Annotated in this window: 22 protein-coding genes and 1 other annotated feature; of the genes, 11 read left to right on the top strand and 11 right to left on the bottom strand. The window is 71.1% G+C overall.

The window, feature by feature from the left end:
* Positions 1-17: 17 nt before the first annotated feature.
* On the bottom strand, positions 18-1,535 hold the full coding sequence (locus LXM90_RS08155; protein ID WP_020094592.1) for a CYTH and CHAD domain-containing protein: 1,518 nt from the start codon (positions 1,533-1,535) through the stop codon (positions 18-20).
* A gap of 375 nt (positions 1,536-1,910) precedes the next feature.
* Between LXM90_RS08155 and selB the strand changes: the two genes are divergently transcribed.
* Positions 1,911-3,848 carry a selenocysteine-specific translation elongation factor gene (selB, locus tag LXM90_RS08150; RefSeq protein WP_234082317.1) on the top strand — a complete coding sequence of 646 codons (1,938 nt, stop codon included), beginning with the start codon at positions 1,911-1,913 and terminating at the stop codon, positions 3,846-3,848.
* An 85-nt stretch (positions 3,849-3,933) separates the two neighbouring features.
* On the opposite strand, the gene LXM90_RS08145 is transcribed toward selB, so the two are convergent.
* The 3 genes from LXM90_RS08145 to LXM90_RS08135 form a co-directional block, all read right to left on the bottom strand.
* Positions 3,934-4,239 (bottom strand): hypothetical protein, encoded by a 306-nt coding sequence (locus tag LXM90_RS08145; RefSeq protein WP_026605167.1) that lies wholly within the window; start codon positions 4,237-4,239, stop codon positions 3,934-3,936.
* A gap of 98 nt (positions 4,240-4,337) precedes the next feature.
* Positions 4,338-4,616, bottom strand: coding sequence for an MSMEG_0570 family nitrogen starvation response protein (locus LXM90_RS08140; RefSeq protein ID WP_026605168.1), 279 nt, complete (start codon positions 4,614-4,616; stop codon positions 4,338-4,340).
* Complete coding sequence (locus LXM90_RS08135) at positions 4,609-5,835, bottom strand: MSMEG_0565 family glycosyltransferase (protein WP_103985750.1); 1,227 nt, start codon at positions 5,833-5,835, stop codon at positions 4,609-4,611. The genes LXM90_RS08140 and LXM90_RS08135 overlap by 8 nt, the downstream gene beginning before the upstream one ends.
* Positions 5,836-6,168: 333 nt before the next feature.
* Between LXM90_RS08135 and LXM90_RS08130 the strand changes: the two genes are divergently transcribed.
* The 7 genes from LXM90_RS08130 to LXM90_RS08100 all read left to right on the top strand — a co-directional run bounded on the left by LXM90_RS08130 (position 6,169) and on the right by LXM90_RS08100 (position 15,813).
* The gene (locus LXM90_RS08130; protein WP_020094597.1) at positions 6,169-6,978 is read left to right on the top strand and encodes an SGNH/GDSL hydrolase family protein; all 810 of its coding nucleotides are present in this window, start codon (positions 6,169-6,171) and stop codon (positions 6,976-6,978) included.
* 124 nt (positions 6,979-7,102) lie between these two features.
* On the top strand, positions 7,103-7,630 hold the full coding sequence (gene hslV, locus LXM90_RS08125; protein ID WP_020094598.1) for an ATP-dependent protease subunit HslV: 528 nt from the start codon (positions 7,103-7,105) through the stop codon (positions 7,628-7,630).
* A gap of 470 nt (positions 7,631-8,100) precedes the next feature.
* Complete coding sequence (locus LXM90_RS08120) at positions 8,101-9,789, top strand: methyl-accepting chemotaxis protein (protein WP_020094599.1); 1,689 nt, start codon at positions 8,101-8,103, stop codon at positions 9,787-9,789.
* Positions 9,790-9,937: 148 nt separating this feature from the next.
* Positions 9,938-11,608 carry a methyl-accepting chemotaxis protein gene (locus LXM90_RS08115; RefSeq protein WP_234082315.1) on the top strand — a complete coding sequence of 557 codons (1,671 nt, stop codon included), beginning with the start codon at positions 9,938-9,940 and terminating at the stop codon, positions 11,606-11,608.
* Positions 11,609-11,737: 129 nt separating this feature from the next.
* Positions 11,738-11,793 (top strand) — a sequence feature (sul1 is cis-regulatory element that is thought to sense ions involved in sulfur or methionine metabolism; They are found in Alphaproteobacteria).
* Between the two features lie 60 nt (positions 11,794-11,853).
* Positions 11,854-13,350, top strand: a complete 1,497-nt coding sequence (locus LXM90_RS08110; protein WP_234082313.1) for a SulP family inorganic anion transporter — start codon at positions 11,854-11,856, stop codon at positions 13,348-13,350.
* A 100-nt stretch (positions 13,351-13,450) separates the two neighbouring features.
* Complete coding sequence (hslU, locus tag LXM90_RS08105) at positions 13,451-14,764, top strand: ATP-dependent protease ATPase subunit HslU (protein WP_020094602.1); 1,314 nt, start codon at positions 13,451-13,453, stop codon at positions 14,762-14,764.
* A 161-nt stretch (positions 14,765-14,925) separates the two neighbouring features.
* Positions 14,926-15,813, top strand: coding sequence for an EamA family transporter (locus LXM90_RS08100; RefSeq protein ID WP_020094603.1), 888 nt, complete (start codon positions 14,926-14,928; stop codon positions 15,811-15,813).
* Positions 15,814-15,823: 10 nt separating this feature from the next.
* Here LXM90_RS08100 and LXM90_RS08095 read toward each other — a convergent pair whose 3' ends face one another.
* The 4 genes from LXM90_RS08095 to LXM90_RS08080 all read right to left on the bottom strand — a co-directional run bounded on the left by LXM90_RS08095 (position 15,824) and on the right by LXM90_RS08080 (position 19,373).
* Entirely contained in the window at positions 15,824-16,225 is a 402-nt protein-coding gene (locus LXM90_RS08095; RefSeq protein ID WP_010682249.1) for a PTS sugar transporter subunit IIA, read from the bottom strand.
* Between the two features lie 174 nt (positions 16,226-16,399).
* Positions 16,400-16,840, bottom strand: coding sequence for an HPr kinase/phosphorylase (locus tag LXM90_RS08090; RefSeq protein WP_020094605.1), 441 nt, complete (start codon positions 16,838-16,840; stop codon positions 16,400-16,402).
* Positions 16,840-18,594 carry a stimulus-sensing domain-containing protein gene (locus tag LXM90_RS08085; RefSeq protein WP_419149864.1) on the bottom strand — a complete coding sequence of 585 codons (1,755 nt, stop codon included), beginning with the start codon at positions 18,592-18,594 and terminating at the stop codon, positions 16,840-16,842. The genes LXM90_RS08090 and LXM90_RS08085 overlap by 1 nt, the downstream gene beginning before the upstream one ends.
* Before the next feature lie 68 nt (positions 18,595-18,662).
* The gene (locus tag LXM90_RS08080; RefSeq protein WP_020094607.1) at positions 18,663-19,373 is read right to left on the bottom strand and encodes a response regulator transcription factor; all 711 of its coding nucleotides are present in this window, start codon (positions 19,371-19,373) and stop codon (positions 18,663-18,665) included.
* A gap of 313 nt (positions 19,374-19,686) precedes the next feature.
* On the opposite strand from LXM90_RS08080, the gene LXM90_RS08075 reads away from it, so the two are divergent.
* From LXM90_RS08075 to lepA, 3 genes are all read left to right on the top strand, one after another.
* On the top strand, positions 19,687-20,472 hold the full coding sequence (locus LXM90_RS08075; RefSeq protein ID WP_020094608.1) for a HugZ family protein: 786 nt from the start codon (positions 19,687-19,689) through the stop codon (positions 20,470-20,472).
* 61 nt (positions 20,473-20,533) lie between these two features.
* The gene (locus LXM90_RS08070; RefSeq protein WP_010682254.1) at positions 20,534-20,734 is read left to right on the top strand and encodes a hypothetical protein; all 201 of its coding nucleotides are present in this window, start codon (positions 20,534-20,536) and stop codon (positions 20,732-20,734) included.
* 225 nt (positions 20,735-20,959) lie between these two features.
* Positions 20,960-22,762 (top strand): translation elongation factor 4, encoded by a 1,803-nt coding sequence (gene lepA / locus LXM90_RS08065; RefSeq protein ID WP_234082310.1) that lies wholly within the window; start codon positions 20,960-20,962, stop codon positions 22,760-22,762.
* Between the two features lie 107 nt (positions 22,763-22,869).
* Here lepA and LXM90_RS08060 read toward each other — a convergent pair whose 3' ends face one another.
* The 3 genes from LXM90_RS08060 to LXM90_RS08050 form a co-directional block, all read right to left on the bottom strand.
* Positions 22,870-23,187 carry a c-type cytochrome gene (locus tag LXM90_RS08060; protein WP_020094610.1) on the bottom strand — a complete coding sequence of 106 codons (318 nt, stop codon included), beginning with the start codon at positions 23,185-23,187 and terminating at the stop codon, positions 22,870-22,872.
* Between the two features lie 148 nt (positions 23,188-23,335).
* Positions 23,336-24,619 (bottom strand): PQQ-dependent sugar dehydrogenase, encoded by a 1,284-nt coding sequence (locus LXM90_RS08055; protein WP_020094611.1) that lies wholly within the window; start codon positions 24,617-24,619, stop codon positions 23,336-23,338.
* A 268-nt stretch (positions 24,620-24,887) separates the two neighbouring features.
* Entirely contained in the window at positions 24,888-26,390 is a 1,503-nt protein-coding gene (locus LXM90_RS08050; RefSeq protein ID WP_020094612.1) for an NAD(P)/FAD-dependent oxidoreductase, read from the bottom strand.
* Positions 26,391-26,511: the final 121 nt, after the last annotated feature.

Here is a 26,511-nt window from a genome sequence, read left to right as displayed (position 1 = left end):
CGGCGGCGCGAGAAGCCTCAGCGCCAGAAGGGCTTGACGTCGAGGAGCTCGGACCGTGCGTCCGCGGCCTCGTCGAGCAATTTCTGTGCCCCCGGATCGTCGGAACCCGGCATCGGCGGTCCCGACAGGCTCTCGGTCATCGCCCGGGCCGTCTCCAGATCGTTGAGCGCGCCGAGATGGTCCTGCAGGTCGGAGAGCGCGGCGCCGAACTTCTCCTGCCGGCGGACCGCCTTCTTCTTCCGGTAGAGACCGGCGAAGAACTCCGCGCCGTAGCGGAGCTTCTTGGCGGCGATCCGCGCCCGGTGCCGCGTGTGCGGATCGAGGTGCCGGAGGCCGCGCCCGCGCTTCTTGAGGCGCGCGCGCGCCTTGTCGAGCACCTGCGCGGCGAAGTGGCGCCCGTCGACGGCCGCGTCGGGGCCGGCGGCCCAGGAGCCCGCCTCGACCCAGCCGGCGAAGTCGATGACGAGCGCGCGCCATTGCGGGCTCTCGAGGGTCTCCGAGACCGCGTCGTACGCGGTGGCGCGCTCCGCCTCGGCGCGCGCGCGCAGGGCGTCCAGGCCGGGCTCGTCGGGGCGCTGTTCCGCGAGATCCGGCAGCGTGTCGCTCAGGAATACGTCGAGGTTGCGGGCGTGGCCGAAGGGCTCGGTGACGCGCTTGATCTCGTCGTTGAAGCCGGCCGCCCGGGGATCGCTCTCCAGCATGGGCCCGAACAGCGACAGCGCCGAGCGCAGGCGGCGCAGGGAGACGCGGATCTGGTGGAGCGCCTCGGGCGGGCGGCCGCCTTCCAGGAAGGCGGTCTCGTTGAGGCGCATGTGGCGCAGGCAGGCGCGCGCCACCCGGCGGAAGACCTCCCCGGCGCTCGCGCCCTCGGGCAGTTCCACCGCCTCGGCCTTCACGACGCCGGGCTCGATCCCGTCGAGGAGCGCGTAGCCGACCGCGCTCTTGGCTTTCACGCCGAGGCGCAGCGGCACGGTCTCGGCCAGCTCCCGCGCCAGCGCGAACAGGTCGGCCGGATCGCCGGACTGGAGTTCCAGCTCGACCTCGCAGAGCGGCGCGACGCCCGAGTCGGTCTCGACATGGCCCTCGTCGAGGGTGACGAGCACGCGCGACTCGCCCTGCGCGACCGGGATCTCTCGGCGCTGCACCACGGTGGCGAACAGCCGCTCCAGCGGCGCGTCGGCCTCGCGCAGGATCGGCCCGGCGGCCGTGTCGGCCCAGGCCGCGGGCTCCGGCGCCTGCCCGGCGATCTCGCTCTCCCACTCGGCCCGGTCGAACAGGCCAACGCCGCCGCTCCCGGCCTTCACGGTCTGGATATGGCGGTCGCCCTTGGCGCGGACGCGCAGGGTCAGGCCGTTCTTCCGGAGCGCGCGATCGGGCGTGTCGTAGTAGGTCGTCACCAGGGATTCGGGCTCGGTCGCCGACGCGTCCTTCAACCGGGGATGGGACGCGAGCGCCGTCAGATCCGGCCCGGCGCAGTCGAGCTTCAGCTCGACCTCGCGGGGCTCCGCCGCGGCGTGGCTATCGGTGTCGCTCATACGCTCCTCTTCGTCGCCTGCCCCGGCTAACGAGCCAGGGATGGGCTCCGGTTGCATCGCATCCTGCGTCGCATCTCGCGGAGCCGGCATCGGGGCGTGACCGTCCGACGCACCCGCGGCAGCAAAGGCGGCGGCGCCGCCGTCGTCAAGCTGGGACGGGACCGGTCGCCCGCGGCGGATGGATGCTGCGCTGCGTTAAAATCGCGCTTTCCCAAAACGGCACGGCGTGGCAAGACAAATTGTCCACAATCCATCTGCCTCGCAGCCCCGGCCCCGACCGCCCGGAGGCGCACACGGCGCCGCGACGCGCCGGCGCGGCGGATTCCCCTTCGAGCGAGCGGCGCGCCCCTTGTGGACGGCGGCACCGCGGAGAAGATGCGGTCGGTGGCTGCTTTGAAGACACTCCTCGTCGGCGTGATCGGGCACGTCGATCACGGCAAGACGGCGCTCGTCCGCGCGCTCACCGGCGTCGAGACCGACCGGCTCAAGGAAGAGCGCGCCCGCGGCGTGTCCATCGTGCCGGGCTTCGCGCTGCTGACCGCCGCGCAGGGCGAGATCGACCTCGTCGACCTGCCGGGCCACGAACGGTTCGTCCGCGCCATGATCTCCGGCGCCACCGGCATGCGGGCCGTTCTGCTGGCGGTCGACGCCCACGAGGGCATCAAGCCGCAGACGGTGGAGCATCTCGAGATCGCCGCCCTCATCGGCGTCCGCCGCGGTGTCCTGGCGCTGACCAAGGCGGACCTCGCGACGCGCGAGACCGTGGCCGCGCGCGCCGCCGAGATCGCCGCAGCGGCCGCCCGGGCCGGGATCGAGGCCGGCCCGGTCATCGCCACCTCGACCGTGACGGGCGACGGCCTGCCGGAGCTCGCCGCCGCCCTCTCGGCGCTGGTGGCGGAGACGGAACCGGTCCGCGACGACGGCTTCCCCTACCTTCCGGTCGACCGGGTCTTCTCCCGGCCGGGCTTCGGCACCGTCGTGACCGGGACGCTGCGACGCGGGCCGCTCGCGGTCGGCGACACCGTCGAGATCGCCCCCGGCGGCCGCACCGCCACGGTGCGCGGCCTGCAGATCCACGGGCGCGCGGTCGAGCGCGCCGAGCCGGGGCGCCGCACGGCGGTCGCCCTGCGCGGCATCGACCTCGACCAGATCGCCCGTGGGCAGGCGCTGTCGCTGCCGGGCCTGCTCGCGCAGAGCCCGTGGCTCGACGTGGCGATCACCGCGGCCGCGAGCCTGCCGGACGCCCTGGCAGGCGGCACGGCCTGCCGCCTGCTCTTCGGCACCACCGAGGTCGAGGCGCGGCTGCGGCTGCTCGACTGCGACGCCCTGGAGCCGGGCGCCAGTACCCAGGCGCAGCTCCACCTCGGCGAACCGGTGGCGGTGCCGGCGCGGGAGCCCTTCGTGCTGCGGCTCGATTCGCCCTCCGTCACGGTGGCGGGCGGCCGGATCCTCGACCCGGCGAGCCGCCGCCGCCGGCGCCACGATCCCCGGGTCATGGCCGACCTCGCCGCCCTGGCGGCGGGCGGTCCCGCCGAGGCGATCACGGTCCGCCTCGGGCAGCTCGGCGCGGCCGGGGCACCGCTCAACGAGCTCGCCCGGATCGCCGGTATCGCGCCGGACCGCGCTCGGCAGGCGCTCTCCGAAGACGGTGCCCGCGCGATCGGCGACCGCTTCGTCGGGGCCGCGGCCTTCGAGGCGCTGCGCACCGGCACGCTGGCCGCCCTGGCACACCATCACCGCGACTACCCGATGGAGCACGGCATCGCCCTGGAGCGCCTGTCCCGCGCCCTGGCGCTGCCCGAGGCGGTGACCGGCGCGGTCCTGCGCGACCTCGCGGCCGCCGGCGGCGTCGCCCAGGCGGGCGCCCTGTGGCGGCGGGCCGAGTTCGACCCCGCGCGGAACGAGAGCGAGGCCGCCCGCCGGCTGGAGCAGGTCTTCCGCCGCGCCGGCCTCAGCCCGCCCGACGAGGCCGAGGCCATCGGCCGGGACGTGCGCCGCCGCGAGGCGCTGACCTACCTCGTGGGAGCCGGCACGGTGATCCGCGCCGTCGACCGGGTGCAGCGCCGCGCCGTGCTGTTCCACCGGGAAGCGGTGGCCACCGCCAAGAGCCGCCTGATCGACGCCTTCCCGACGGCGCGGACGGCGGAGACCGGATTCCTGGCCCGCGAGGCCGGTGCGACCCTGGGAATCTCACGCAAGTTCTCGATCCCGCTGCTGGAGCACCTCGACGCCACGGGCTTCACCCGCCGGGCCGGGGATCGTCGGGTGATCGTCGCCCTCGAACCCGGTCGGGCGGTCCCGGACGCCGGCTGACGCGGCGCGCTCGCTGCGCCGGCGTCCCGCACTTCACCCCCCTCTTCCACGCTCGAGAAACGCGGCAGCGCGATCGGGAACGGTGCTAGTCGTCCACACCCAACCAGTCGCCGCGTCCGGGCTCGTAGCAGGTGTACCCGATCAGGCAGCTCGGGTTGTCGCGGGTCGGCCGAAAGGCGCGCCGCGCGATCTCGGTGGGCTCGCAGAACGAGCGGTCGCGGACGAACCGGTCGTAGGTCATGCCGCCGGTCCCGAGGACGAGCGCTCCGCGCGCCTGGATGAGGCGGATCGTCTGCTGACAGGTCATCGCCGTGCTAGACGGCCGCGTCTGCGCCGCCGCGGGTGACGCGGCCAGCACCAGCACCAGCACTGCCGCAATCCGGGTCATCATCGCCTAGGCCTCCGCGCGCCGTGGGTCCTGCGGACAACCCGGCGCGCCGCTGGTCCGCGCCGCGTCGCCTCGCCGCACGGCGATGCCGCGGGCCCTCATCAGTCCTCGAAGGCCTCGACGTGGACGGTCCCGGGCTCCTGGCGGCGGGCGCCCTCCTCGATCCGGGCGAGCTGCGCCTGCGCGCGGCCGCACGGGAACCCGTAGCGGGCGCGGACGCGCTCGCTGGCGATGCCCAGGGCCAGCCGGGTCAGCGCGACGAACTCGTCGAGCGGGTAGTCCTGCCCGACCGCGAGGTGGTCCTTGATCACCAGCGACGGCGAGTAGCAGGCCTCGCGGGTCCCGTCCGGCCACCGGATATGGAAGCGCATCTCAGGCATCGCGCGGGACCCGCAGCGTGTTCCAGGCCGCCGCCCCCGTGGCCGCGGCCATCAACGGCGCGTCCCCGGGCGCGAGTTCCGCGTAGGTCGGCAGGTGGCGCGCCGCGCAGGCGTCCCAGACATGCGCCCGGGCGACCTCTCGGCCGGCATTGCGCAGCCGCGCCCGCCGGCTCGGCTCCAGGCTCGCCCGCATGGCCGACGCAATGGCGTCGGTGTCGTCCGGGTTCACCGACAGGGCTTCGCCGGGGGCGATATACTCGGTGAAGGGCGGCCGGCCCGACACGATCACCGGCGTTCCGCAGGCCATCGCCTCCAGAACGCACAGGCCGTAGCTCTCCGCGAGGGAGGGAGAGACCAGGGTGTCGGCGAGGCGGTAGAGGCCCGGCATGTCCGCCTGCGCCAAGGCGCCGGTTCGGATCACCGGCCGGCCGGGCCCGACCTCGAGCCCCTCGCGCTCGAGCGTGGCGCAGCACCGGGCCTCGTAGCCGGCCTGATCGAGAGGCGGCGCGGCGCCGGCCACGACGAGCTGCGCGTCGGGGCAGGTCCGGCGCAGGGCCGCGAAGGCCTCGACGATCGCCAGCGTGTTCTTGCGCGCCTCGAAGCCGCCGACGCTGAGGAAGACCGGGCCGCCGCCGAGGCCGAGGCGGCGGCGGAGCGCGTCATCCTCCGGCCCGGGATCGGGCGTGAAGGCCGCCCCGTCGACGCCCGTGCCGACCACGTCGGCCCGGGCGCCGTACTCGGCCGCCAGCGTCGCCGCCCAGGTCCGGCTGACGCAGAGCAGGCGCCCGGCATCGAGGATCGCCCGCTCCTCCCACTGCGCGAGCCGCGGATCGGTGAACGTGTCGATCCGATGGACCGTGCGCACGAAGCCCGGGATCAGGCGGCGCCGGGTCAGGGTGGCGAGCGCGTTGCCGCTGATCCGGCACTGGGCGTGGAAGACGTCGAAGTCGCAGGCGGCGGGCGTCGAGAAATGCGCCAAGTAGTCGGCGATCCGGGCGCCGACCAGCGCGGCGGCCGGTCCCGCGACCGGCTTGGCCGCGACCGAGATCACCGGACACTGCGCCGCGCGGAAGAAGCCGCCGCCGGTCGGGTCGGGCGCGTGGACCACCGCCTCGTGGCCGAGCCTGCCCAGGGCCTCCCCGAGAGCCAGAGCGTGGACCACGCCGCCGCGCGGGTCGGTCGAGTGCGTGAGGATCGCGATGCGCAAGCGGTCGACCATGGGACGGCTCACGGAGCCCCGCGGCCGGTCGGGGGACGCGCCGCGGCCCCGACCGCGCGCTCCGCCGCCCTCTCGGAGACGCGTCGGGGTTTGTTCTGCATGGTTCATGCCGACTCGGCGGCGGGCGTGCGGGTGCCGCGACGCCAACGTCGCTGGGGTCGACCCGCCGCGCCGATGTTGCCGGGAATCCTCGGGCAAGGGCGCGCCTCCCCACTCATGCCTAATTTTGCGTTACGAATTCAGTGCGTTTTCAAACTCTGCCCGGAACCGCTCTTTTCAGGGCCCTGTGTCAGATTGTATCTACCGCTCACGAGAGCCGGAGCCGTCGGTCCCGTGTCCAAGACGCTGAACACTGTCTTCCCCGCCCGCAGGATGCTGCGCCGCCTGGGCTTGTTGGGCGCCCTCTTGGTCCTTCCGACGGCGGTCCTCGCCTACGCGGACCTGCTGCCCGAATCCCTGGACATGCTGGGCTTCGACCTGGGCGACAGCCCGGACCTGCCCCACGTCGCTCGCCAGATCGCCATCGGCGCCCCGCTCAAGATCGTCGCCTTCGGGTCGTCCTCGACGGAGGGCGTGGGCGCGTCGACCCCGGCCAACGCCTACCCGGCCCGCCTGCAGATCGACCTGCGCAAGAAGCTGCACGGGATGGACGTGGCGGTCATCAACCGCGGCATCGGCGGCGAGCACGTCGACGACATGCTGGCGCGCCTCGACCGCGACGTGATCGCGGCCGAGCCCCAGCTCGTTATCTGGCAGACGGGCAGCAACGACCCGCTGCGCGGCGTGTCGCTCGACCATTTCCGCGAGGCCACTGTGTCGGCGATCCGCCGGATCCGGGAGGCCGGCATCGACGTGGTGCTGATGGAGCCGCAATGGTGCCCGAAGCTCGAATCCACGCCGGGCGCCTCGCGCTTCCGCGACGCGGTGCGCAGCATCGGCGACGAGCTCGACGTGCCGGTGATCCGCCGGGCCGACCTGATGCACGGCTGGGTGCGCGAGGGTAAGCTGACGACCAAACAGCTCTTCGCCGCCGACGGCCTGCACATGGCCGACCGCGGCTACGCGCTCCTGGCCGAGGCCGCCGCGCAGTCGATCCTGCAGGATGCCGGCCCGGTGCGCAGCCCCGAGGCGGTCGCCGAGTAGGCGCGCGATCCCGGCACCGGCTGGACTCGGCCGGCGAAGCTCCCCATCTCGGCGCGATCGAGAGCGGAGCCGAATCTTGAGCCAGGACGCATTCAGGTACGACGACCGGGGCGCCGTTCCCCAGATGCACGCGACCACGATCCTGATGGTCCGCAAGGGCGGCCGCGTCGTCATCGGCGGCGATGGTCAGGTCAGCCTCGGCCAGACCATCGTGAAGGGGAACGCCCGCAAGGTCCGGCGCCTCGCCAAGGGTGCGGTGATCGGCGGCTTCGCCGGCGCCACCGCGGACGCGTTCACGCTGTTCGAGCGCCTCGAAGCCAAGCTGGAGCAGTATCCCGGTCAGCTGACCCGGGCCTGCGTGGAACTCACCAAGGATTGGCGGACGGACCGCTACCTGCGCCGGCTCGAGGCGATGATGCTGGTCGCCGACCGCGAGGTCAGCCTGCTCCTGTCGGGCTCGGGCGACGTACTGGAGCCCGAGAGCGGCGTCATGGCCATCGGGTCTGGCGGCAATTACGCCCTGGCGGCCGCCCGCGCGCTGGAGGACGGCGACCTCGACGCCGAGGCGATCGTGCGGCGGGCCATGACGATCGCCGCCGAGATCTGCGTCTACACCAACGGAAACCTCGTCATCGAGGCACTGGATACCTGAGACCCGGCCGGGCGGAGCCGGGCTCGCCGGCTCCGCCGCCGTCGCCGCGCGCTCGATCGCTCACGGTGTGCCCGCGTCGCCGGGATCCCGTCGCGGGCGCTCGCGCATCGGCGCGGGGTCTGCCCGGCTCTACGCGGGTCATCACAGCTTCCGCGCGAACCGCGCCGCGGGCGAATACGCTGCGGCGCCGGTCTTTGCATCCTGCAAACCTTCCTCGAAGCCGCGCACGGATCGTAGCGCCGCAACGAAATCCGGCGCGCCGCCTCTTATCTCAGGTTGTACTCGCCGACGACAGCACTGCGCGGAACGATCACCGACGCTCGACTGCTGACAGCAGGTTTTCAACCGCCGTTCAACAGGGTTCATCCGGGCGATACAGCCCGCAGTAAGACAAAATTTACAGCGTATAATTTATCACAGCCGCCAGGGAACCAAATCCGAATTCCCGAATGGGGCCCTGGGGACTGACTATGCGCTCGATCAACGATGTCCGGATCGTAACGAAGCTGACTGCCGCATTCGGCAGCCTGGCGGCGGTCACGGTGGGGATCAGCGCCATCGGATACAGTCACCTGTCTTCGATCGAGCGCGTCAATCATCTCACGGAGCACTCCTATCAGGTCATCTCCGCCCTCGACGGCCTCACGCAGGCGATGGTCAATCAGGAGACCGGCCTGCGCGGCTACCTGATCGCGGGCGATCCGAAATTCCTGGAGCCGCTCCGCGCCGGCCAGAAGTCCTTCAAGGTGTCCCTGGAGAGCGCCAAGTCGCTCACCGCCGACAACGCCGCCCAGCAGGCGCGCCTGGAGGCCGTGCGCGGCTCGGCGGAGACGTGGTCGAACGATATCGCCGCCAAGGAGATGGCCCTCGTCGAGGCGGGGAACCTCGACAAGGCCCGGCAGATCGAGGCGAGCGGCGCCGGCAAGGCGTCCATGGATGCCCTGCGCGCCAAGATCGGCGAGGCCGAGAAAGCGGAGCGCGACCTCCTCGCCGCCCGAAGCGACGAGCAGGCGCGCTCCTTCGGCGCCGCCTACCTCGCGAGCCTGCTCGGCAGCGTCGCCAGCGTCGTCATCGCGGGGCTGCTGGCCTTCCTCGTCTTCGCCATGCTGACCCGCCCCCTCGGCCGCCTCGTGGCCGTGCTGCAGCGCATGGCCCGCGGCGAGATCGAGGCCGAGATCAAGGAGGCCGCCCGCGGCGACGAGATCGGCGCGGTCGGGCGTGCCGTGGACGGGATCAAGGCGATGGTCGCCAAGAAGGCCGCCGAGGAGGCCGAGATGAAGCGGATCGCCGACGCGGCCGCCGCGGCCGAGCGGCGCCGGACCATGATTGAACTCGCCGACAGCTTCGATCGCGCGGTCGGCGGCATCGTCGGCATGGTCTCGTCCTCGGCCACCGAGCTGCAGGCGACCGCCCGGACCATGTCGGCGACGGCGTCCCAGACCTCGAGCCAGTCGAACACGGTCGCGGCGGCCGCCGAGGAGGCCGCCTCCAACGTCAACACCGTCGCGGCGGCGGCCGAGGAACTCGGCTCCTCGGTGCAGGAGATCGGCCGGCAGGTGGACGGCTCAGCGCATCTGGCGCAGCGGGCCGTCTCCGACGCCGATCAGACCGGCGCGCTCGTCCAGGAACTGAGCAACTCCGTGTCGCGGATCGGCGACGTGGTCGGGTTGATCTCCAACATCGCCGGCCAGACCAACCTGCTGGCCCTCAACGCCACCATCGAGGCGGCCCGCGCCGGGGCCGCCGGCAAGGGCTTCGCGGTCGTCGCCTCCGAGGTGAAGGCGCTGGCCGAGCAGACTGCCAAGGCGACGCACGAGATCTCCGGCCAGATCGCGCAGATCCAGGCCTCGACCGGGCAGGCGGTGACGTCGATCGCCGGCATCACCGACCGGATTCGCGAGATCAGCGGCGTCGCCACCTCGATCGCCGCCGCGGTCGAGGAACAGGGTGCGGCGACCCAGGAGATCGTCCGCAACGTCGCGCAGGCGGCCGTCGGCGCCGGCGAGGTCACGAGCAACATCTCCGGCGTCGCCGGCGCGGCCGAGGAGACCGGCGTCGCCGCCGGCCAGGTCCTCGACGCGGCCTCGGAGCTGTCCCGGCAATCCGAGCACCTGACTGCGGAAGTCAGCCGCTTCCTCGACACCGTCCGGGCGGCCTGATCGGGTCGGGCGCGGCGCCCGCCGCGCCCCTTCCTCATCAGGACCCTGCTCAGAGGCGTGACAAATAATTCCGGATCAGCTCAGTTTACGACGTCTTGACGAATAACCGGCATTTTGACGCCAATCGCGCCTCGACGGTCGGATAGCAATGAAAATCGGCGGAAAACTCCTGAGCTTCGTCGGCGCCTGCAGCCTGACGACGCTGGTCGTGGCAGGGGTCAGCGTCGCGACGCTGAAGAGCTTCGAGCGCTCGCTGACGAGCGTCGAGAGCGCGTCGATCCGGGCGCTCGACGCCGCGAACTTCAACCGCCTCGCCGCCGAAGTCACCATGGACTCGCGCGGCGTCTACGCCTCCGCCGACCGCGCGGAAGCCGCGAAGTACACCGCCGGGATCCGCAAGGGTCTCGCCGAGATGGACGCGCTGCGGACCGACTGGGCACCGCGGGTGACCGAGGCCGAGCGGCCGCTCTTCGAGACGATGGTGCGCAACGCCGACGCGTTCCGCGCCCTCCGCAGCGCCCTCGCGGACGCGGGCGACACGACCGGCCCCAAGGCGGCCGCGGAGCTCGGGTTCAACGACGCCAACCGGGCAAACCGCAAGGCCTTCCAGGCCAGCATCGACGCCCTGGTGAAGCAGGGCCGGGGCGAGATGGCGGCGATCAAGGCCGACACCCAGGCCCTGTTCGAGACGCGCACGCTCCTCCTGCTCGGCCTCGCCCTGATCGGCACCGTGATCTGCTGCGCCCTCGGCCTGCTCATCGGTCAGCGGCAGATCGCCCGGCCGCTGCGGGCGGTCTCGGACGCGATCCAGCGCCTCTCGCGCGGCGACCACACCCTGCCCGCCGTCAAGCCGGGACGCGACGAGATCGGTGCGATCTGGACGAGCATGCAGGTCTTCAGCGACACGATGCGGGAGGCCGAGGGCCTGCGGCACGAGCACCAGCGGCTGGAGGCCGACACGGCGACGCGCAAGCGCGCCGAGATGGCCGGGCTCGCCGAGCGGTTCCAGGGCAGCATCGGCGGACTCGTCGAGCACCTCGCCGGGGCCGCCGCCGGGCTGGAGCGTGCCGCCGCGACCATGGCGGGCAACGCCGAGCACGCCGGCACGCAGTCGCAGGCGGTCACCCGCGCCGCCGAGACGACGGCCCACAACGTCGAGGCCGTCGCCGCCGCCACCGAGGAACTCGCCGCCACCGCCAGCGAGATCGGCGTCCAAGTGACCCAGACCTCGACGGCCGCCGAGAGCGCCGTCGAGGCGACGCGGCGGACCCGGGCGAGCGTCCAGGCCCTCGCCCGCAGCGCCGACGGCATCGGGCAGGTCGTCTCCCTCATCTCCACCATCGCCGGGCAGACCAACCTGCTGGCCCTCAACGCCACGATCGAGGCGGCGCGGGCCGGCGAGGCCGGGCGCGGCTTCGCGGTCGTCGCCACCGAGGTGAAGGATCTCGCGACGCAGACCGCCAAGGCCACCGAGGAGATCGCCGGGCAGATCGCCGCGATGCGGACCGCGACCCACGACGCCGTCGCGGCGATCGAGGAGATCGGCGGCACGATCGAGCAGGTCCACGGGATCGCCCTCGGCGTGGCCGCCGCCGTCGAGGAGCAGCAATTGGCGACCCAGGAGATCGCCCGCAGCGTCTCCGAGGCCGCCAGCGGCACCCGCGCCGTCACGGACACGATGGCGCTGGTCCTGGGCGCGGCCCGCGAGACGGGCGCCAGCGCCGCGGAAGTCCTCAACGCCGCCGCCGACATCGCGCGCCGCTCGAACGGGCTCGGCGGCGAGGTCGCGGGCTTCGTGACCCAGGTCCGCGCGGCCTGAGGCGGCCGGACCGACGCGCCCGTCATTTCGGAACCGCAGAGCCGGACCCGCGATGACGGAAGCGTCGCCGAGCGTTTCCCGCCACGTTGTTGCATTGCAGCGCGCGCGCCCCTAGGGTCGGCGCATTCGCAAGGACCCGGTGAAAGCCCGGGTGGCTCTTCCGGCCGCCGATCCGCCGGACCACGCATTCGAGACGCGCTCTGACCCGCCAGCGACGCGGGCACGCCGCTCGTGCGGATTCATCGATGTCAACACACGCAGCCCGGAACGCCGGATATCTCCGGTCGTGGACCTCCAACCTGCGCGGCGACACCCTGTCGGGGATCGTCGTCGCCCTCGCGCTGATCCCAGAGGCCATCGGCTTCTCGGTCATCGCCGGGGTCGACCCGAAGGTCGGCCTCTACGCCTCGGTCGTCATCGCCTGCACCATCGCCTTCGCGGGCGGTCGGCCGGCCATGATCTCGGCCGCTACCGCCGCGACCGCGGTGGTGATGGTCGACCTCGTGCGCGAGCACGGCGTCCAGTACCTCTTCGCCGCCACGATCCTGATGGGCGTCATCCAGATCCTGGCCGGGTTGCTCAGGCTGGGCCGGCTGATGCGGTTCGTCTCGCAATCGGTGATGACCGGTTTCGTCAACGCGCTGGCGATCCTGATCTTCCTGGCGCAGTTGCCCGAGCTCACCGGGGTCACGCCGGCGACCTACGGGCTGATCGCCCTCGGTCTGGCGATCATCTACGGATTCCCGCGGCTCACCCGCGCGATCCCGTCGCCGCTCGTGGCCATCGCCGTCCTGACGGCGATCACCGCGATCTTCCACCTCGACGTGCGCACGGTCGCCCATCTCGGCGCCCTGCCCTCGACGCTGCCGAGCTTCGCCCTGCCGGACGTGCCCCTCACCCTCGAAACCCTGCGGATCCTCCTGCCCTACGCGGCGACGCTCGCCGCGGTCGGCCTGCTGGAGAGCCTGCTCACGGCGCAGATCGTCGACGACATGACCGACACGGCCAGCGACAAGAATCGCGAGTGCATGGGCCAGGGCGTGGCCAACATGACCTCGGCCCTGTTCGGCGGCATGGGCGGCTGCGCGATGATCGGCCAGTCGGTGATCAACGTCTCGTCGGGTGCCCGCGGCCGCCTCTCGACGCTCGTGGCCGGCGCGTTCCTGCTGGTGCTCCTCGTGGCGCTGCAGGACCTGCTGGCCGTCGTGCCGGTGGCGGCGCTGACGGCCGTGATGATCATGGTCTCGATCAACACCTTCTCGTGGCGCTCGCTGCTGCGGCTGCGCACCAACCCGCTGCCCTCCTCGGCGGTGATGCTGGCGACCGTCCTGGTCGTGGTCGCCACCAAGGATCTCGCGATCGGCGTGCTGGTCGGCGTGCTGCTGTCCGGCGTGTTCTTCGCCGGCAAGGTCGCCCGGCTCAACCGGATCACGTCCGCCCTCTCGGCCGACGGCGGCACCCGGACCTACACCGTCACCGGGCAAGTGTTCTTCGCCTCGGCCAGCACCTTCTCGGAGGCGATCGACGTGCTGGAGCCGGTCGAGCGCCTCGTGATCGACGTCCACGCGGCGCATTTCTGGGACATCTCGGCCATTGCGGCCCTCGACCGGGTGGTGCTCAAGGCCCGCGCCCGGGGCCGCGACGTGACGGTCATCGGCCTCAACGAGGCCAGCGCGACCCTGGTGGAGCGGTTCGGCCGGCACGACAAGGGCGACGCCGCGGCGGTCCCGGCGGCGCACTGAGGCGGCGACCGGCCGACGCGTGGCCCCTTGCGCGGGGCCGCGCGCGACCCCATTCCCGGCGCGGGGCCGTTTTCGGGCCGGGAACAGGGATGGCAAAGCGGTGACGACGTTCTCTCCCCGCGAGATCGTGTCCGAACTCGATCGGTTCATCGTCGGGCAACACGACGCCAAGCGCGCCGTGGCGATCGCGCTGCGCAACCGCTGGCGCCGCCAGCAGCTGACCGGTCCGCTCCGCGAGGAGGTCGCGCCCAAGAACATCCTGATGATCGGGCCGACCGGCTGCGGCAAGACCGAGATCGCCCGCCGCCTCGCCCGGCTCGCCAACGCGCCGTTCCTGAAGGTCGAGGCCACCAAATTCACCGAGGTCGGCTACGTCGGCCGCGACGTCGAGCAGATCGTCCGCGACCTCGTCGAGGTGGCGATCGGCCTGACGCGGCAGGTGAAGCGCGAGGGCGTCAAGGCCAAGGCCGAGGCGGCCGCCGAGAACCGGATCCTCGACGCGCTCGTCGGGCCGACGGCGAGCCAGGCCACCCGCGACAGCTTCCGGCGCAAGCTCCGCAACAGCGAGCTTGACGACAAGGAAGTGGAGCTGGAACTGACCTCCGGCGCCCCCGCGGGCATGCCGATGTTCGAGATTCCCGGCGTTCCGGGCGCCTCGATGGGCGCGATCAACATCGGCGACATGCTCGGCAAGGCGCTCGGCGGCCAGCGTGGCAAGCCGCGCCGTGTGCTGGTGCGGGACGCCTACGCGCCGCTGATGGCCGAGGAATCCGACAAGCTCGTCGACGACGAGGTGCTCGTCCGCGAGGCGATCCGCGAGGTCGAGAACAACGGCATCGTCTTCCTCGACGAGATCGACAAGATCTGCGCCCGCGAGGGCCGCTCGTCCGGCGACGTCTCGCGCGAGGGCGTGCAGCGCGACCTGCTGCCGCTGATCGAGGGGACGACCGTCGCGACCAAGCACGGGCCGGTGAAGACCGACCACGTGCTGTTCATCGCCTCTGGCGCCTTCCACGTCTCGAAGCCGGCGGACCTCCTCCCCGAACTGCAGGGCCGCCTGCCGATCCGGGTGGAATTGCAGCCGCTGACGGTGGACGATTTCAAGCAGATCCTGACCGCCACCGAGGCGAGCCTTCTCAAGCAGACGGTCGCGCTGATGGAGACGGAGGGCGTCACCCTCACCTTCTCCGACGACGCCGTGGACGCCCTCGCGCGGGTCGCCGTGGAGGTGAACTCCTCGGTGGAGAATATCGGCGCGCGCCGGCTCCAGACGGTGCTGGAGCGGGTGATCGACGAGATCTCCTTCACCGCCACCGATCGGTCCGGCGAGACGGTGCCGATCGACGCGGCCTACGTGCGCGACCGGGTGCAGGATCTGGCCTCGAACGCGGATCTGAGCCGCTTCATCCTGTAAGGGCCGGTCACGGACGACGCCGGGCCGGCGGACGCTCCGCTGGCCCGGGACGGCGAGCCGTGCGCGAGGATGGCGTGTGCCATGAGGCCGAGCGTGGGCCGCGGCGGCCCCGGCATCTGCTATGCCCGCGCCGGATCCCGGTCCTCAGGAATGTCGCCCCCGTGTCACGCAACAGGTTCGGCCTCGGCGATACGGTGCTGTCCGTGGCGGCGCTGGTCACCGGCATGGTGTCGCTCCAGTGCGGCGCGACCTTCGCCAAAAGCCTGTTCCCAGCGCTGGGCGCGGCGGGGACCTCGGCCCTCCGGGTCGGCTTCTCGGCGCTGATCCTGATCGCCGTCTGGCGGCCCTGGCGGCGCAGCCTCCCGGCACGCGAGGCCGGCTGGATCGCCCTCTACGGGACGGCCCTCGGGCTGATGAACCTCCTGTTCTACCTCGCGCTGGCACGGCTGCCGCTCGGGCCGGCCGTGGCCATCGAATTCGTCGGGCCGCTGGCGGTCGCGCTGATCGCGTCGCGCCGCCGCTCGGATTTCCTGTGGATCGGCGTGGCGGTGGCCGGGCTCGCGCTGCTGCTGCCGATCGCCGGCGCGGACGGCCTCGACCCGGTCGGCGTCGCCCTCGATCTCGGCGCGGCCTTGTGCTGGGCGCTCTACATCCTGTTCGGGCAGCGCGCGGGGCGGATCGACGGCGGCCAGGCCGTGTCCCTGGGCATGCTGACGGCGGCCCTCGTCGTGGCGCCGTTCGGCGTGGCGGAGGCCGGACCGGCCCTGCTCGCGCCCGGACTCCTCATCGCCGGCTTCGCGGTGGCGCTGCTGTCGAGCGCCCTGCCCTACTCACTGGAGATGGTCGCCCTGCGCCGCCTGGACCGGAAGAGCTTCGGCGTGCTGATGAGCCTGGAGCCCGCCGTGGCGGCCTGCGCGGGTCTGGTCCTGCTGGGAGAGCGAATCAGCGCCGTCCAGTGGCTGGCGATCGCGCTGGTGATCGCGGCATCGGTGGGAATCACCGTGAGCGCGCGGCGCGCGGCTCCGCCGGCGGCCGTCCTGGAAGCCTGATCCCGGAGAACTACTTGCCCGCCAGGACGCGCGAAGCGACGTTGATGTATTTGCGGCCGGCTTCCTGCGCGTGCAGCACGGCGTCGCCGAGCTTCTCCTCGTCGCGGACGCTGGCCAGCTTGATCAGCATCGGCAGGTTGATCCCCGCCACGACCTCCACCGATCCGCCGTTCATGCAGGACAGCGCGAGGTTCGACGGCGTGCCCCCGAACATGTCGGTCAGCACCACCACACCGTCCCCGGTATTCACGCGACAGACCGCGGACATGATGTCCCGGCGTCGCAGCTCCATATCGTCCTCCGGCCCGATCGTGATCGTTTCGATCTGATCCTGTGGACCGACCACGTGCTCCAGCGCGGCCTTGAACTCGGTCGCCAGGAGTCCGTGGGTGACGAGCACCATGCCAATCATCGACACGTGTTCCAACGTCCTGTGTGTGCCGCCATGTTGTGCATCGCACAGCCCCCCACAAGGCGATCGCGACTTTTTTGCCCGGACATTGGTGCGATCATGCCACGGCCGCCGCGTGTGCGCCATGGGGGATACCAGTCTTGGGCGAATCGAGGCGCCTGTGCGGCTGCGAAGTCACGGCCGTGGCTTTCGCAGCGCCGCACGAACCAGGAGCGGTGCGAGGCCGGCCGCCCGCGCACCCCGATCGAGGACGAGGCGCGGAACGGCGAGGCCGAGGATGTCGGCGGGTTCCGGCGGCTCGGGCAGGCGCGGTGCCGTCTCCACCAGGTCGACGGCGAGATGCAGCACCGCCTCCGGCCGCACCGCCAGGCCGAGATCGGCCGCCGACAGGATCCCCTGGCCGCGGACCTCGACACGTCCGGCGAGCGCGGGATGGGGACCGGCCGTGATTCGCCCGTCGCGAATCGCGCAGAGCACCCGGTCGTCCGCCACGAAGGCGCCGTCCGGCGCGGCGGCGAGCAGGAGCGCGAGGCTGGACTTGCCCGCGCCCGAGGGACCCCGAATCAGGATCCCGGCCCCGCACAGCGCGATGCAGGCGCCGTGCAGGGTGACCATCAGGCGTGGAGCTGCCGCGGCGCCGCCGGCAGGCGCACGATGAAGCGGGCGCCGCGCACCGTCGGCTCGCCGTCCTCGTCGGGGGCGCCGGGCCGGTTCTCGGCGCGGATCGTGCCGCGATGGGCCTGGACGATCTGGCGGGAGATCGACAGGCCGAGGCCGGAGTTCTGGCCGAAACCCTGCTCCGGCCGGTCGGTGTAGAAGCGCTCGAAGATCCGCTCCAGGGCGTGCTCCGGGATGCCAGGTCCCTCGTCCTCGCAGATCATCTCGACCTCCCCGCGCACGCGGCGCAGCACGACCCGGACCTTCGCGTCGGTCGGCGAGAACGAGCGGGCGTTGTCGAGGAGATTGTTGACCACCTGCCCGAGCCGGCTGTCGTGGCCGATGATCGTGAACGGCGCGTCCTGCTCCGAGCCCGTCGCCTCGACGTCGAGCTGGATCAGGCAATCCTTCGGGCGCCGGCGCTCGTTGGCGACCGACACGACGGTGGTGAGCAGCCGCCGGAGATCGACGCGCCGGGCCTCGGCGCGGGCGAGCTCCGCGTCGAGGCGCGAGGCGTCGGCGATGTCGCTGATCAGACGGTCGAGGCGCTTCACGTCGTGCTGGATGATCGCCATCAGCCGGCCACGGGACTCGTCGGTCTTGGCGAGCGGCAGTGTCTCGACCGCGCTGCGGAGCGAGGTCAGCGGGTTCTTCAACTCGTGGCTGACATCCGCCGCAAAACTCTCGATCGCGTCGATTCGCCGGTAGAGGGCCTGAGTCATGTCGCGCAGGGCGCCCGACAGGTGGCCGATCTCGTCCGTACGTTCGGTGAAGTCCGGGATCTCCTCGCGGGTCTTGATACCCATGCGGACCTTCTCGGCGGCCTCCGCGAGGCGGCGGACCGGTCCCGCGATCGCACCCGCCAGCAGGAACGAGAGCACCACCATCACCGCCGAGGCGACGAGGAAGACCTGCAGCAGACCGAACCGCTCCGAAGCGATGACCCGGTCGATGGCGTCGCCCTGAGTCGAGATCAAGAGGGCGCCGCGGACCGAGCCCGCCCGGTGGATCGGCACCGCCACCGAGACGGTGGTCTCACCGAGCTTGTTCCGGCGCACGAGGCTGCCGCGATTGCCGCCGAGCGCCGCCTGGACCTCCCGGAGCGAGTGCCCGTTCACCGGCCCCGTCTCCTCGGTGGTCTCGGACCGGCTGCGGAACAGGCCGCCGAGCTTGGACTGTACCGCCTCGAAGGCGGATTCGAGGATGCCGGGCTTGTGGGGCTTCGGCTCGAGCGGGTCGGGCCGGCTGGCATCGCCGCGCTTGAACAGGGTGCGGGTGTCGAACAGGAGGCCGCCCTCTTGGTCGTAGACCCGGGCGCGGTTGCCCGTCGGCGTCACGAGGCGCGACAGCAGCGGCGCCACCTTCTCGGGGTTCAGCGAGAAGGCGAGCGGCTGCGATTCCTCCTCCGCCGCCTCGCCGGCCTGCTGCTGGAGCAGCTTGTCGGGATCGATGCGGATCGTGTCGGTGTCCACCGAGGCCGAGGCGGCGATCGCCCCCGCGATGATCTCGCCCTGGATGGCGAGGCTCTGGATCCGGGCCTGGATCAGGCCCTGGCGGAACTGGTTGAGGTAGAGGAACCCAACGAGGAGCGCGATCAGCCCGACGAGGTTGAGGACGACGATGCGGCGCGTCAGGCTCGACGAGGCGCGCTGGCCGACCGCCTCCCACACGGCGCGGGGCCAGCCGAGCGGTCGGGACAGGGTCTGGGCCAGGGAGGCGCGGGGCGGGGCATCCTCGGTCTGGGTCTGGGTACGTGCGGCCACGGGGCTGATCCTGGAGATCACGCCTCCTTGAAGCGGTAGCCGACGCCGTAGAGCGTCTCGATCATGTCGAAGCTCTGGTCGGTGACCTTGAACTTCTTCCGCAACCGCTTGATGTGGCTGTCGATGGTCCGGTCATCGACGTAGACTTGGTCGTCGTAGGCCGCGTCCATGAGCGCGTTGCGGCTCTTCACGACGCCGGGGCGCTGGGCGAGCGCCTGGAGGATCAGGAACTCCGTGACCGTCAGCGTCACCGGCTCGCCCTTCCACGTGCAGGTGTGCCGCTCGGGATCCATCATCAGCGCGCCGCGCTCGAGCGACCGGGCCGCGACCTCGGCCTCGCCGCGGGGCGTGCTGCCGGGGGCCTCCTTGGCGAAGCGCCGGAGCACCGCCTTCACCCGCTCCACCAGCAGGCGCTGCGAGAACGGCTTATGGATGAAGTCGTCCGCGCCCATCTTGAGGCCGAACAGCTCGTCGATCTCCTCGTCCTTCGACGTCAGAAAGATCACGGGAAGGTCAGATTTCTGCCGCAGGCGTCGGAGAAGCTCCATCCCGTCCATGCGCGGCATCTTGATGTCGAAGATCGCGAGATCGGGCGGGGAGTGGCGCAGACCGTCCAGCGCGGAGGCCCCGTCCGTGTAGGTCTGGATGCGGTAGCCTTCGGTCTCCAGCGCGATCGACACAGAGGTGAGGATGTTCCGGTCGTCGTCGACGAGGGCGATGGTCGGCATGCGCGGTCCCTGACTGAACGGGCTCAGGCGCGGTCCCGGCTCTTCGCACAGGCCGCGCCACGTCCCGGCCCCGAGGGGGCAGACAAAAACGCGAACCGGGCAGTTTGGGCGCAGCCCGGCACACGCAAAGGGACAGGTGCTTTAGTACGGCCGATCGGAAAAAGCGAGCGGCGGTCATAGCTTGGCCGTAACACGGGAGCGCACCGGTCCTTCCGCGGCCGATCTGACGCGGTCGCGGTGCCTCGCGCCGCCGACGCTGCGCCGCTAACGTGGCGGCGAAACCGGGCGGCTGTCCGGAGGGGAGGAATCGCGCATGGGCGAGACGATCGACACGGGTCCCGGGGCGGGCGGACCGGCCCGTCCGCTGCCGGCCGAGGCGGCGCCGTTCGACGCGATCGGCCTGGCGCGCACGCTCCTGCGCAGCGTCCGGTCCGGGGCGCTCGCGACCCTGGAGCCGGACGGCACACCCTTCGCCTCCCTCGTCACCATCGCCACCGACGCGGACGGCACGCCGGTGATGCTGCTGTCGCGGCTGTCGGCCCACACCCGCAACCTGCTGGCCGACCCGCGCTGCTCGCTCCTGTTCTCGCAGGGCGGCAAGGGCGACCCGCTCGCCCATCCCCGCCTGACCGTGGTCGGACGCGCTCTGCAGACCGCCGAGGCGCGGGCCCGGGAGCGGTTCCTGGCCCGGCACCCGAAGGCCAAGCTCTACGCCGATTTCCCGGATTTCGGCTTCTTCGCCCTGGCGCCGGAGGCCGGCCACCTCAATGGCGGCTTCGCCAAGGCCGCGACCCTGACCCGCGACCAGCTCCTCCTCGACCTCTCGGATGCGCAGGCGATCGTGGCGGGCGAGCGCGGCGCCGTCGAGCACATGAACGCCGACCACGCCGACGCGCTGGCGCTCTACGCCGCCGGCGCCGGCGGCGCGGCCGACCTGCCCTGGCGACTCACCGGCCTCGACCCCGAGGGCATGGACCTGATGGCGGCCGACCGCACGGTGCGCGTCCCCTATCCGGAGCGCGTCACCGACATGGGTGCGCTGCGCAAAAGCCTCGTTGCCATGGCCGCGCGGGCGCGCGCGACCGGTGCGGACGCGTAAACGCGCAAGGACTTGGCGATCAGGCATGGCGAAAGGTCGCTGACCGCCCCATATCGGCCCCATGAGCGATACCCAGACAGATACCTACCCCTTCAGCCTCGACGTGGAGCCGGTCGGCGAGAGCGGCTCCCTGTTCCAGTGGAGCATCCGCAAGCACGGCAAGCTGCACCAGCGCTCGGACCGGAAGCATCCGACCGAGGCCAAGGCGCGCTCCCACGGCGAGGCCGAGATCGAGCGACTGATCCGCGACCGCGGTCGCTGAGCCGGATCGCTCCTCGGCGCCAGACACGATCGTGACCCGGGGGCCGGCTCGTTCCGGCCCCCGTTCGCTTGCGTGCGATCACCGACCGGGCCCGCTCTCCCCCCGGGCGCTCAGGCCGCGCTTGGCGCCTTCCCGCCGCGCTGCTATCTCGCGCGGGAGCCGCTCCATCCGAACACGTCCTGACGTCAGACGGTGCGCGCCGGCGCGCGCCCGAACGGAATGCCGATGACAGCCCCGATCGACACCATCCGCAACTTCTCGATCGTCGCGCATATCGACCACGGCAAATCGACCTTGGCCGACCGGCTGATCCAGGCCACTGGCACGGTCGCGCTCCGCGACATGAGCGAGCAGATGCTCGACTCGATGGACCTCGAGAAGGAGCGCGGCATCACCATCAAGGCGCAGACCGTGCGCCTGGAGTACAAGGCCCAGGACGGCAAGGACTACGTCCTGAACCTGATGGACACGCCCGGCCACGTGGACTTCGCCTACGAGGTCTCGCGCTCGCTCGCCGCCTGCGAGGGCTCGCTCCTGGTGGTCGACGCCTCGCAGGGCGTCGAGGCGCAGACGCTCGCCAACGTCTACCAGGCGCTCGACGCCAACCACGAGATCGTCCCGGTCCTCAACAAGGTCGACCTGCCCGCCGCCGAGCCGGACCGGGTCAAGGAGCAGATCGAGGAGGTGATCGGCCTCGACGCCTCCGACGCCGTGCCGATCTCGGCCAAGACCGGCCTCAACATCGAGGCGGTGCTGGAGGCGATCGTCAACCGCCTGCCGCCGCCGAAGGGCAGGAGCGACGCGCCTCTGAAGGCGCTGCTCGTGGACAGCTGGTACGACGCCTATCTCGGCGTCGTCGTGCTGGTGCGGATCATCGACGGCACACTCAAGAAGGGCATGACCATCCGCATGATGGGCGCCGACGCCGTCTACGGCGTCGACCGGATCGGCGTGTTCCGGCCGAAGATGGCCGACATCGACGCGCTGGGACCGGGCGAGGTCGGCTTCTTCACCGGCTCGATCAAGGAGGTGGCCGACACCCGCGTCGGCGACACGATCACCGAGGACAAGCGCCAGACCACCGAGATGCTGCCGGGCTTCAAGGAGGTCCAGGCGGTGGTGTTCTGCGGCCTGTTCCCGGTGGACGCGGCCGAGTTCGAGAACCTGCGCTCCGCCATGGGCAAGCTCCGGCTCAACGACGCCTCGTTCTCCTACGAGATGGAGACGTCGGCGGCGCTGGGCTTCGGGTTCCGCTGCGGCTTCCTCGGGCTCCTGCACCTGGAGATCATCCAGGAGCGGCTGGAGCGCGAGTTCAACCTCGACCTGATCTCCACGGCGCCCTCGGTGGTCTACCACCTGAAGATGCGCGACGGCGAGACCAAGGAGCTGCACAACCCGGCCGACATGCCGGACATCATGAAGATCGAGACGATCGAGGAGCCGTGGATCCGCGCCACGATCCTGACGCCCGACGAGTATCTCGGCGGCGTGCTGAAGCTCTGCCAGGACCGCCGCGGCGTGCAGATCGACCTCAACTACGTCGGCAAGCGCGCCATGGTGGTCTACGACCTGCCGCTGAACGAGGTCGTCTTCGACTTCTACGACCGGCTGAAGTCGATCTCGAAGGGCTACGCCTCGTTCGACTACCACGTGTCGGATTACCGCGAGGGCGACCTCGTGAAGATGTCGATCCTGGTGAATGCCGAGCCGGTGGACGCCCTCTCGATGCTGGTCCACCGCACCCGCGCCGAGTCGCGCGGCCGGGCCATGTGCGAGAAGCTGAAGGACCTGATCCCCCGCCACCTGTTCCAGATCCCCGTCCAGGCGGCGATCGGCGGCAAGATCATCGCCCGCGAGACCATCCGGGCGCTGTCGAAGGACGTCACCGCCAAGTGTTACGGCGGCGACATCTCGCGCAAGCGCAAGCTTCTCGACAAGCAGAAGGAAGGCAAGAAGAAGATGCGCCAGTTCGGGCGCGTCGAGATCCCCCAGGAGGCGTTCATCGCCGCCCTGAAGATGGACGATTGATCCACCGTGTCTTTGCGAGCGGAGCGAAGCAAACCAGGTGCGCGACGCTCGTCAATGGCCCGCCGCCCTGGGTTGTTTCGCTGCGCTCGCAATGACGGTGGTGCCGCTTACCCCGGCGGCAGCACGTCGATCTGGATGCCCGCGTAGTACGCCGCCAGATTGGCGATGTCGGCGTCCGACAGCTCCTTCGCGACCACGTTCATGATCTCGTTCTGCCGCTTGCCGTCGCGGTACTCGGTGAGCGCTTTCACGAGGTAGGGCTCGACCTGCCCGGCGAGGTTCGGCGCCTCCGGCAGCTTCGAGAGCCCGTCCATGCCGTGGCAGGTCTGGCAAGCGGTCGCGCGCTTCTTGCCTGCGGCCGCGTCGCCGGCCTGCGCCGAGAGCGGGACGAGGGTGGCGGCGAGGAGGAGAAGCGGGCGGATCATCGGGCGGGCTCGAACTCTGAGATCAGTGAAGACTTGTCCGCTCGCGTCGGAACGGGACGCGCGCCCTCTCCCGCACGTCAGAGAGGGCGCGTTGCGGCTTTCCGCGACCTGGCGCCTCACGAGCGGAGAGGCGCCAGGTCACAAAAGACTACTTCTCGTAGGAGATCCGGTAGATCGCCCCGGCGGAATCGTCCGAGACCAGCAGCGAGCCGTCGAGCATCACCGCGACGTCCACCGGGCGGCCGAGATACTCGCCGTCGCCGGTGAGCCACCCTTCCGCGAACGGCTTGACCGACTCGACCTTCCCGTCGGCCCCGAGCTTGGCGAACATCACCCGGGCGCCCACCGGCTCGGTGCGGTTCCACGAGCCGTGCTCGGCGATGAAGATCCCGCCCTTGTAGGCGGCCGGGAACTGCTTGCCGTTGTAGAAGGTCATGCCGAGATCGGCCGCGTGCGGCGGCAGCTCGGCCTGCGGGGCGACGGCGTCGGCCGGCGGGGTCTGGTCCTTGTACTCGACCGTGCGGACCGAGCCGCCACCGAACCACGGGAAGCCGAAATTCTCGCCCGCCTTGGTGGAGCGGTTCAGTTCGCCCGGCGGCTTGTCGTCGCCCATGCCGTCGACCTGGTTGTCGGTGAACCACAGCGACTTGTCGGTATTGAAATCCATCCCGACGGAGTTGCGGATGCCGGTCGCGTAGACCTCGCGGTTCTTGCCGTCGGCGTCGATGCGGATGATGCCGCCGATGCCAGTCTTCTTGTAGAGGTCCGCCTTCTCGGCGGGCGGCACGTTGTAGGGCTGGCCGAGCGCGATGTAGGTCTTGCCGTCCGGACCGACCCGGCAGACGCGGGCCGTGTGGTTGAAGCTCTCCTCGGAGGCCGGGATCAGCTGTCCCTGCTTGACCAGCACGCCGGCGGCGACGTCCGGGTTCTCGTAGAAGAACTCGGCGGCCGGGAAGGCCAGGACGCGGTTCTGCTCGACCACGGTGAGCACGCCGTCCTTCGAGAAGCAGACGCCGTTCGGGATCTTGAACGTGATGCCCGGCGCGAAGGGGCGGACCTCGTCGGCGACCCGGTCCTTGTCGCGGTCGGTGACCGTGTAGATCTTGCTCTTGCGCGTGCCGACGAAAAGCACCCCGGCATTGGGACCGACCGCGATGGCGCGGGCGTCCGGCACCACCGCGTACAGGTCGATCTTGAAGCCGTCCGGCAGCTTGATCTTCGACAGGTTCTTGCGGATCGCGTCGGGGCGGCGGCCGGTCTGCGGGATCTCCGCGGCGGCCTGGGTGTCGGTGCTGTGGAAGCCCTGGAGCTTCTCGAGGTCGTCGGTCTTGGCCTTGGTCTCGGCAGGGGCCGCACCCTGCGCCAGGGCGGGGAGCACCGCCGCCGGCATGGCCACGCCCGCGAAGAGCGCGGCGAGAAGCAGAGATCGCATCGATAGAATCCTCCCGGCGGCCCTTGGACCAGGGCATTACCGGGAAGGAACGATAGGGGCGCCGCAGAGACCGGCAAGCCGCGCCGGTGACGCGGCAGGAGCCCTGTCGCTGTCCGCGGGGTTTCCGATCGTCACCTCAGTGGGGTCGCACCCTCCGTCATCGCGAGCGAAGCGAAGCGACCCAGGGCAGCGCGACTTCGAGGCGCTCAGCGCCGCCCTGGATTGCTTCGCTTCGCTCGCAAAGACGGGAGGCCGACCGGAACTGGCCTCAGGCCACCTTGCGCGGCACGAGGCGCTCGCTGCCCAGGGCGACGTCGGCCCCGGACACGCCGGACTCGGTGTACTCGGCGTCCTCGTTCACCCGCCAGACGTCGTGCCGACGCCGGCCGCAGAGGATGTTCTCCACGGTCAGCATCGCGGTCATCATCGCGTGGTCCTGATTGTTGTACTTGTGCATGCCGTTGCGGCCCACGAGGTGCAGGCTCGGGAAATCCCGCTCCAGCTCCCGCCGCACGGTGACGACGTGGCCGGCATACTCCTCGTCGTAGACCGGGTAGGCCTTCGGCTGGCGGACCACGCAGGCATCGACGACGTCGGCCGGGTCGATCAGGCCGATCTGACCGATCTCGCGCTTGGCGAGCTCCACCAGCTCCGAATCGTCGGCGTTCCAGAGGCCGTCGCCCTCGAAGCAGAAATACTCCAGGCCCAAGCAGGTGTGGTCCGCGTCCGGCACCATCTCGGGCGACCAGGAGCGGAAATTCTGCACCCGGCCGACCTTCACCGACGGGTCGTGGATGTAGATCCAGTTGTCCGGGAAGTTCTTGTCCGACTTGGCGATGAGCGCCACCGTCAGGAAGTCGCGGTACTTCAGCGCCCGGGCGTTGAAGGTGCTGAGCGGCCGCGGGCGGATGGCGTCGACGAGCTCGCGGACCGGCGCGGACGAGACGACGTTGCGGGCCGTGAAGGTCTCGCGGCTGCCGTCCGAGCGGCGGGCCGCCACCGTCCAGATGCCGGTTCCGGCATCGTAGCTGAGGGAGTCGACGCCGCGGTCGAGCTTCAGCTGCCCGCCCTGGGCGCGGATCTTGGCGGCTGCCGCCTCCCACATCATGCCGGGGCCGCGGCGGGGATAGCGGAACGACTCGATCAGAGTCTTGATGACGGGGCCGCCGGCCTTCGGCGCCTTGCGCAGGCCCAGCGACCGCTTGATGCCGTCGCGGATCGCCGCGCCGAGGTCGAGCCCCTTGATGCGCTGCGCCGCCCAGTCGGCCGAGATCGCGTCGCACGACATGCCCCACACCTTCTCGGTGTAGGTCTTGAAGAAGATCGAGAACAGGCGCTCGCCGAACTGGTTGCGGACCCAGGCGTGGAAGGTCTTGGGCTCCGCCACCGGCCGCAGGCGGGCGTAGAGGTAAGAGGCGACGCAGGCCGCGCTGGTGAGGATCCCGAGGTTGCGCAGAGCCTCGAAGGCCTTCAGCGGGTAGGCGTAGTAGCGCCCGCGATAGTAGATCCGCGACAGGCGCGGGCGCTCGATGAAGTCGTCGGGGAGGATCTCGTCCCAGAGATCGACCACGGCCTGGGACTTCGAGAAGAACCGGTGGCCGCCGATGTCGAACAGGTAGCCGTTGTGCGAGACGGTGCGCGAGATCCCGCCGACCTGCGCCGGATCCCGCTCCAGGACGGTGACGGAGCGGCCCTTCTTCGACAGCAGGTAGGCGGCAGTCAGACCCGCAGGCCCGGCGCCGATCACCAGCGTCTCGGTGTGGTGGCTCATCCCATGCTCCGGCGATTGGTGCGGCGCGCGACGCGCAGGACGCCGACCGGTCGCCAGGATGCCCGGTCGTGGTTAAGGAATCGCTGGCGCCGCGGGGCCGGATCGACGGCCGGGCCGCGCG

Origin of the sequence: Methylobacterium oryzae (assembly GCF_021398735.1) — a bacterium.
Taxonomy (GTDB): domain Bacteria; phylum Pseudomonadota; class Alphaproteobacteria; order Rhizobiales; family Beijerinckiaceae; genus Methylobacterium.
This window is presented reverse-complemented; position numbering and strand designations above follow the sequence as displayed.

Excerpts from the sequence above, each read along its gene's own strand:
- LXM90_RS08060 (WP_020094610.1), bottom strand. The coding sequence starts at position 23,187 with ATGATCCGCCCGCTTCTCCTCCTCGCCGCCACCCTCGTCCCGCTCTCG.
- LXM90_RS08140 (WP_026605168.1), bottom strand. The coding sequence starts at position 4,616 with ATGCCTGAGATGCGCTTCCATATCCGGTGGCCGGACGGGACCCGCGAG.
- LXM90_RS08115 (WP_234082315.1), top strand. The coding sequence starts at position 9,938 with ATGAAAATCGGCGGAAAACTCCTGAGCTTCGTCGGCGCCTGCAGCCTG.
- LXM90_RS08090 (WP_020094605.1), bottom strand. The coding sequence starts at position 16,840 with ATGGTCACCCTGCACGGCGCCTGCATCGCGCTGTGCGGGGCCGGGATC.
- LXM90_RS08155 (WP_020094592.1), bottom strand. The coding sequence starts at position 1,535 with ATGAGCGACACCGATAGCCACGCCGCGGCGGAGCCCCGCGAGGTCGAG.
- LXM90_RS08075 (WP_020094608.1), top strand. The coding sequence starts at position 19,687 with ATGGGCGAGACGATCGACACGGGTCCCGGGGCGGGCGGACCGGCCCGT.
- LXM90_RS08145 (WP_026605167.1), bottom strand. The coding sequence starts at position 4,239 with ATGATGACCCGGATTGCGGCAGTGCTGGTGCTGGTGCTGGCCGCGTCA.
- LXM90_RS08120 (WP_020094599.1), top strand. The coding sequence starts at position 8,101 with ATGCGCTCGATCAACGATGTCCGGATCGTAACGAAGCTGACTGCCGCA.
- LXM90_RS08095 (WP_010682249.1), bottom strand. The coding sequence starts at position 16,225 with ATGATTGGCATGGTGCTCGTCACCCACGGACTCCTGGCGACCGAGTTC.
- LXM90_RS08110 (WP_234082313.1), top strand. The coding sequence starts at position 11,854 with ATGTCAACACACGCAGCCCGGAACGCCGGATATCTCCGGTCGTGGACC.
- selB (WP_234082317.1), top strand. The coding sequence starts at position 1,911 with ATGCGGTCGGTGGCTGCTTTGAAGACACTCCTCGTCGGCGTGATCGGG.
- lepA (WP_234082310.1), top strand. The coding sequence starts at position 20,960 with ATGACAGCCCCGATCGACACCATCCGCAACTTCTCGATCGTCGCGCAT.
- LXM90_RS08080 (WP_020094607.1), bottom strand. The coding sequence starts at position 19,373 with ATGCCGACCATCGCCCTCGTCGACGACGACCGGAACATCCTCACCTCT.
- hslV (WP_020094598.1), top strand. The coding sequence starts at position 7,103 with ATGCACGCGACCACGATCCTGATGGTCCGCAAGGGCGGCCGCGTCGTC.
- LXM90_RS08050 (WP_020094612.1), bottom strand. The coding sequence starts at position 26,390 with ATGAGCCACCACACCGAGACGCTGGTGATCGGCGCCGGGCCTGCGGGT.
- LXM90_RS08070 (WP_010682254.1), top strand. The coding sequence starts at position 20,534 with ATGAGCGATACCCAGACAGATACCTACCCCTTCAGCCTCGACGTGGAG.
- LXM90_RS08135 (WP_103985750.1), bottom strand. The coding sequence starts at position 5,835 with ATGGTCGACCGCTTGCGCATCGCGATCCTCACGCACTCGACCGACCCG.
- LXM90_RS08055 (WP_020094611.1), bottom strand. The coding sequence starts at position 24,619 with ATGCGATCTCTGCTTCTCGCCGCGCTCTTCGCGGGCGTGGCCATGCCG.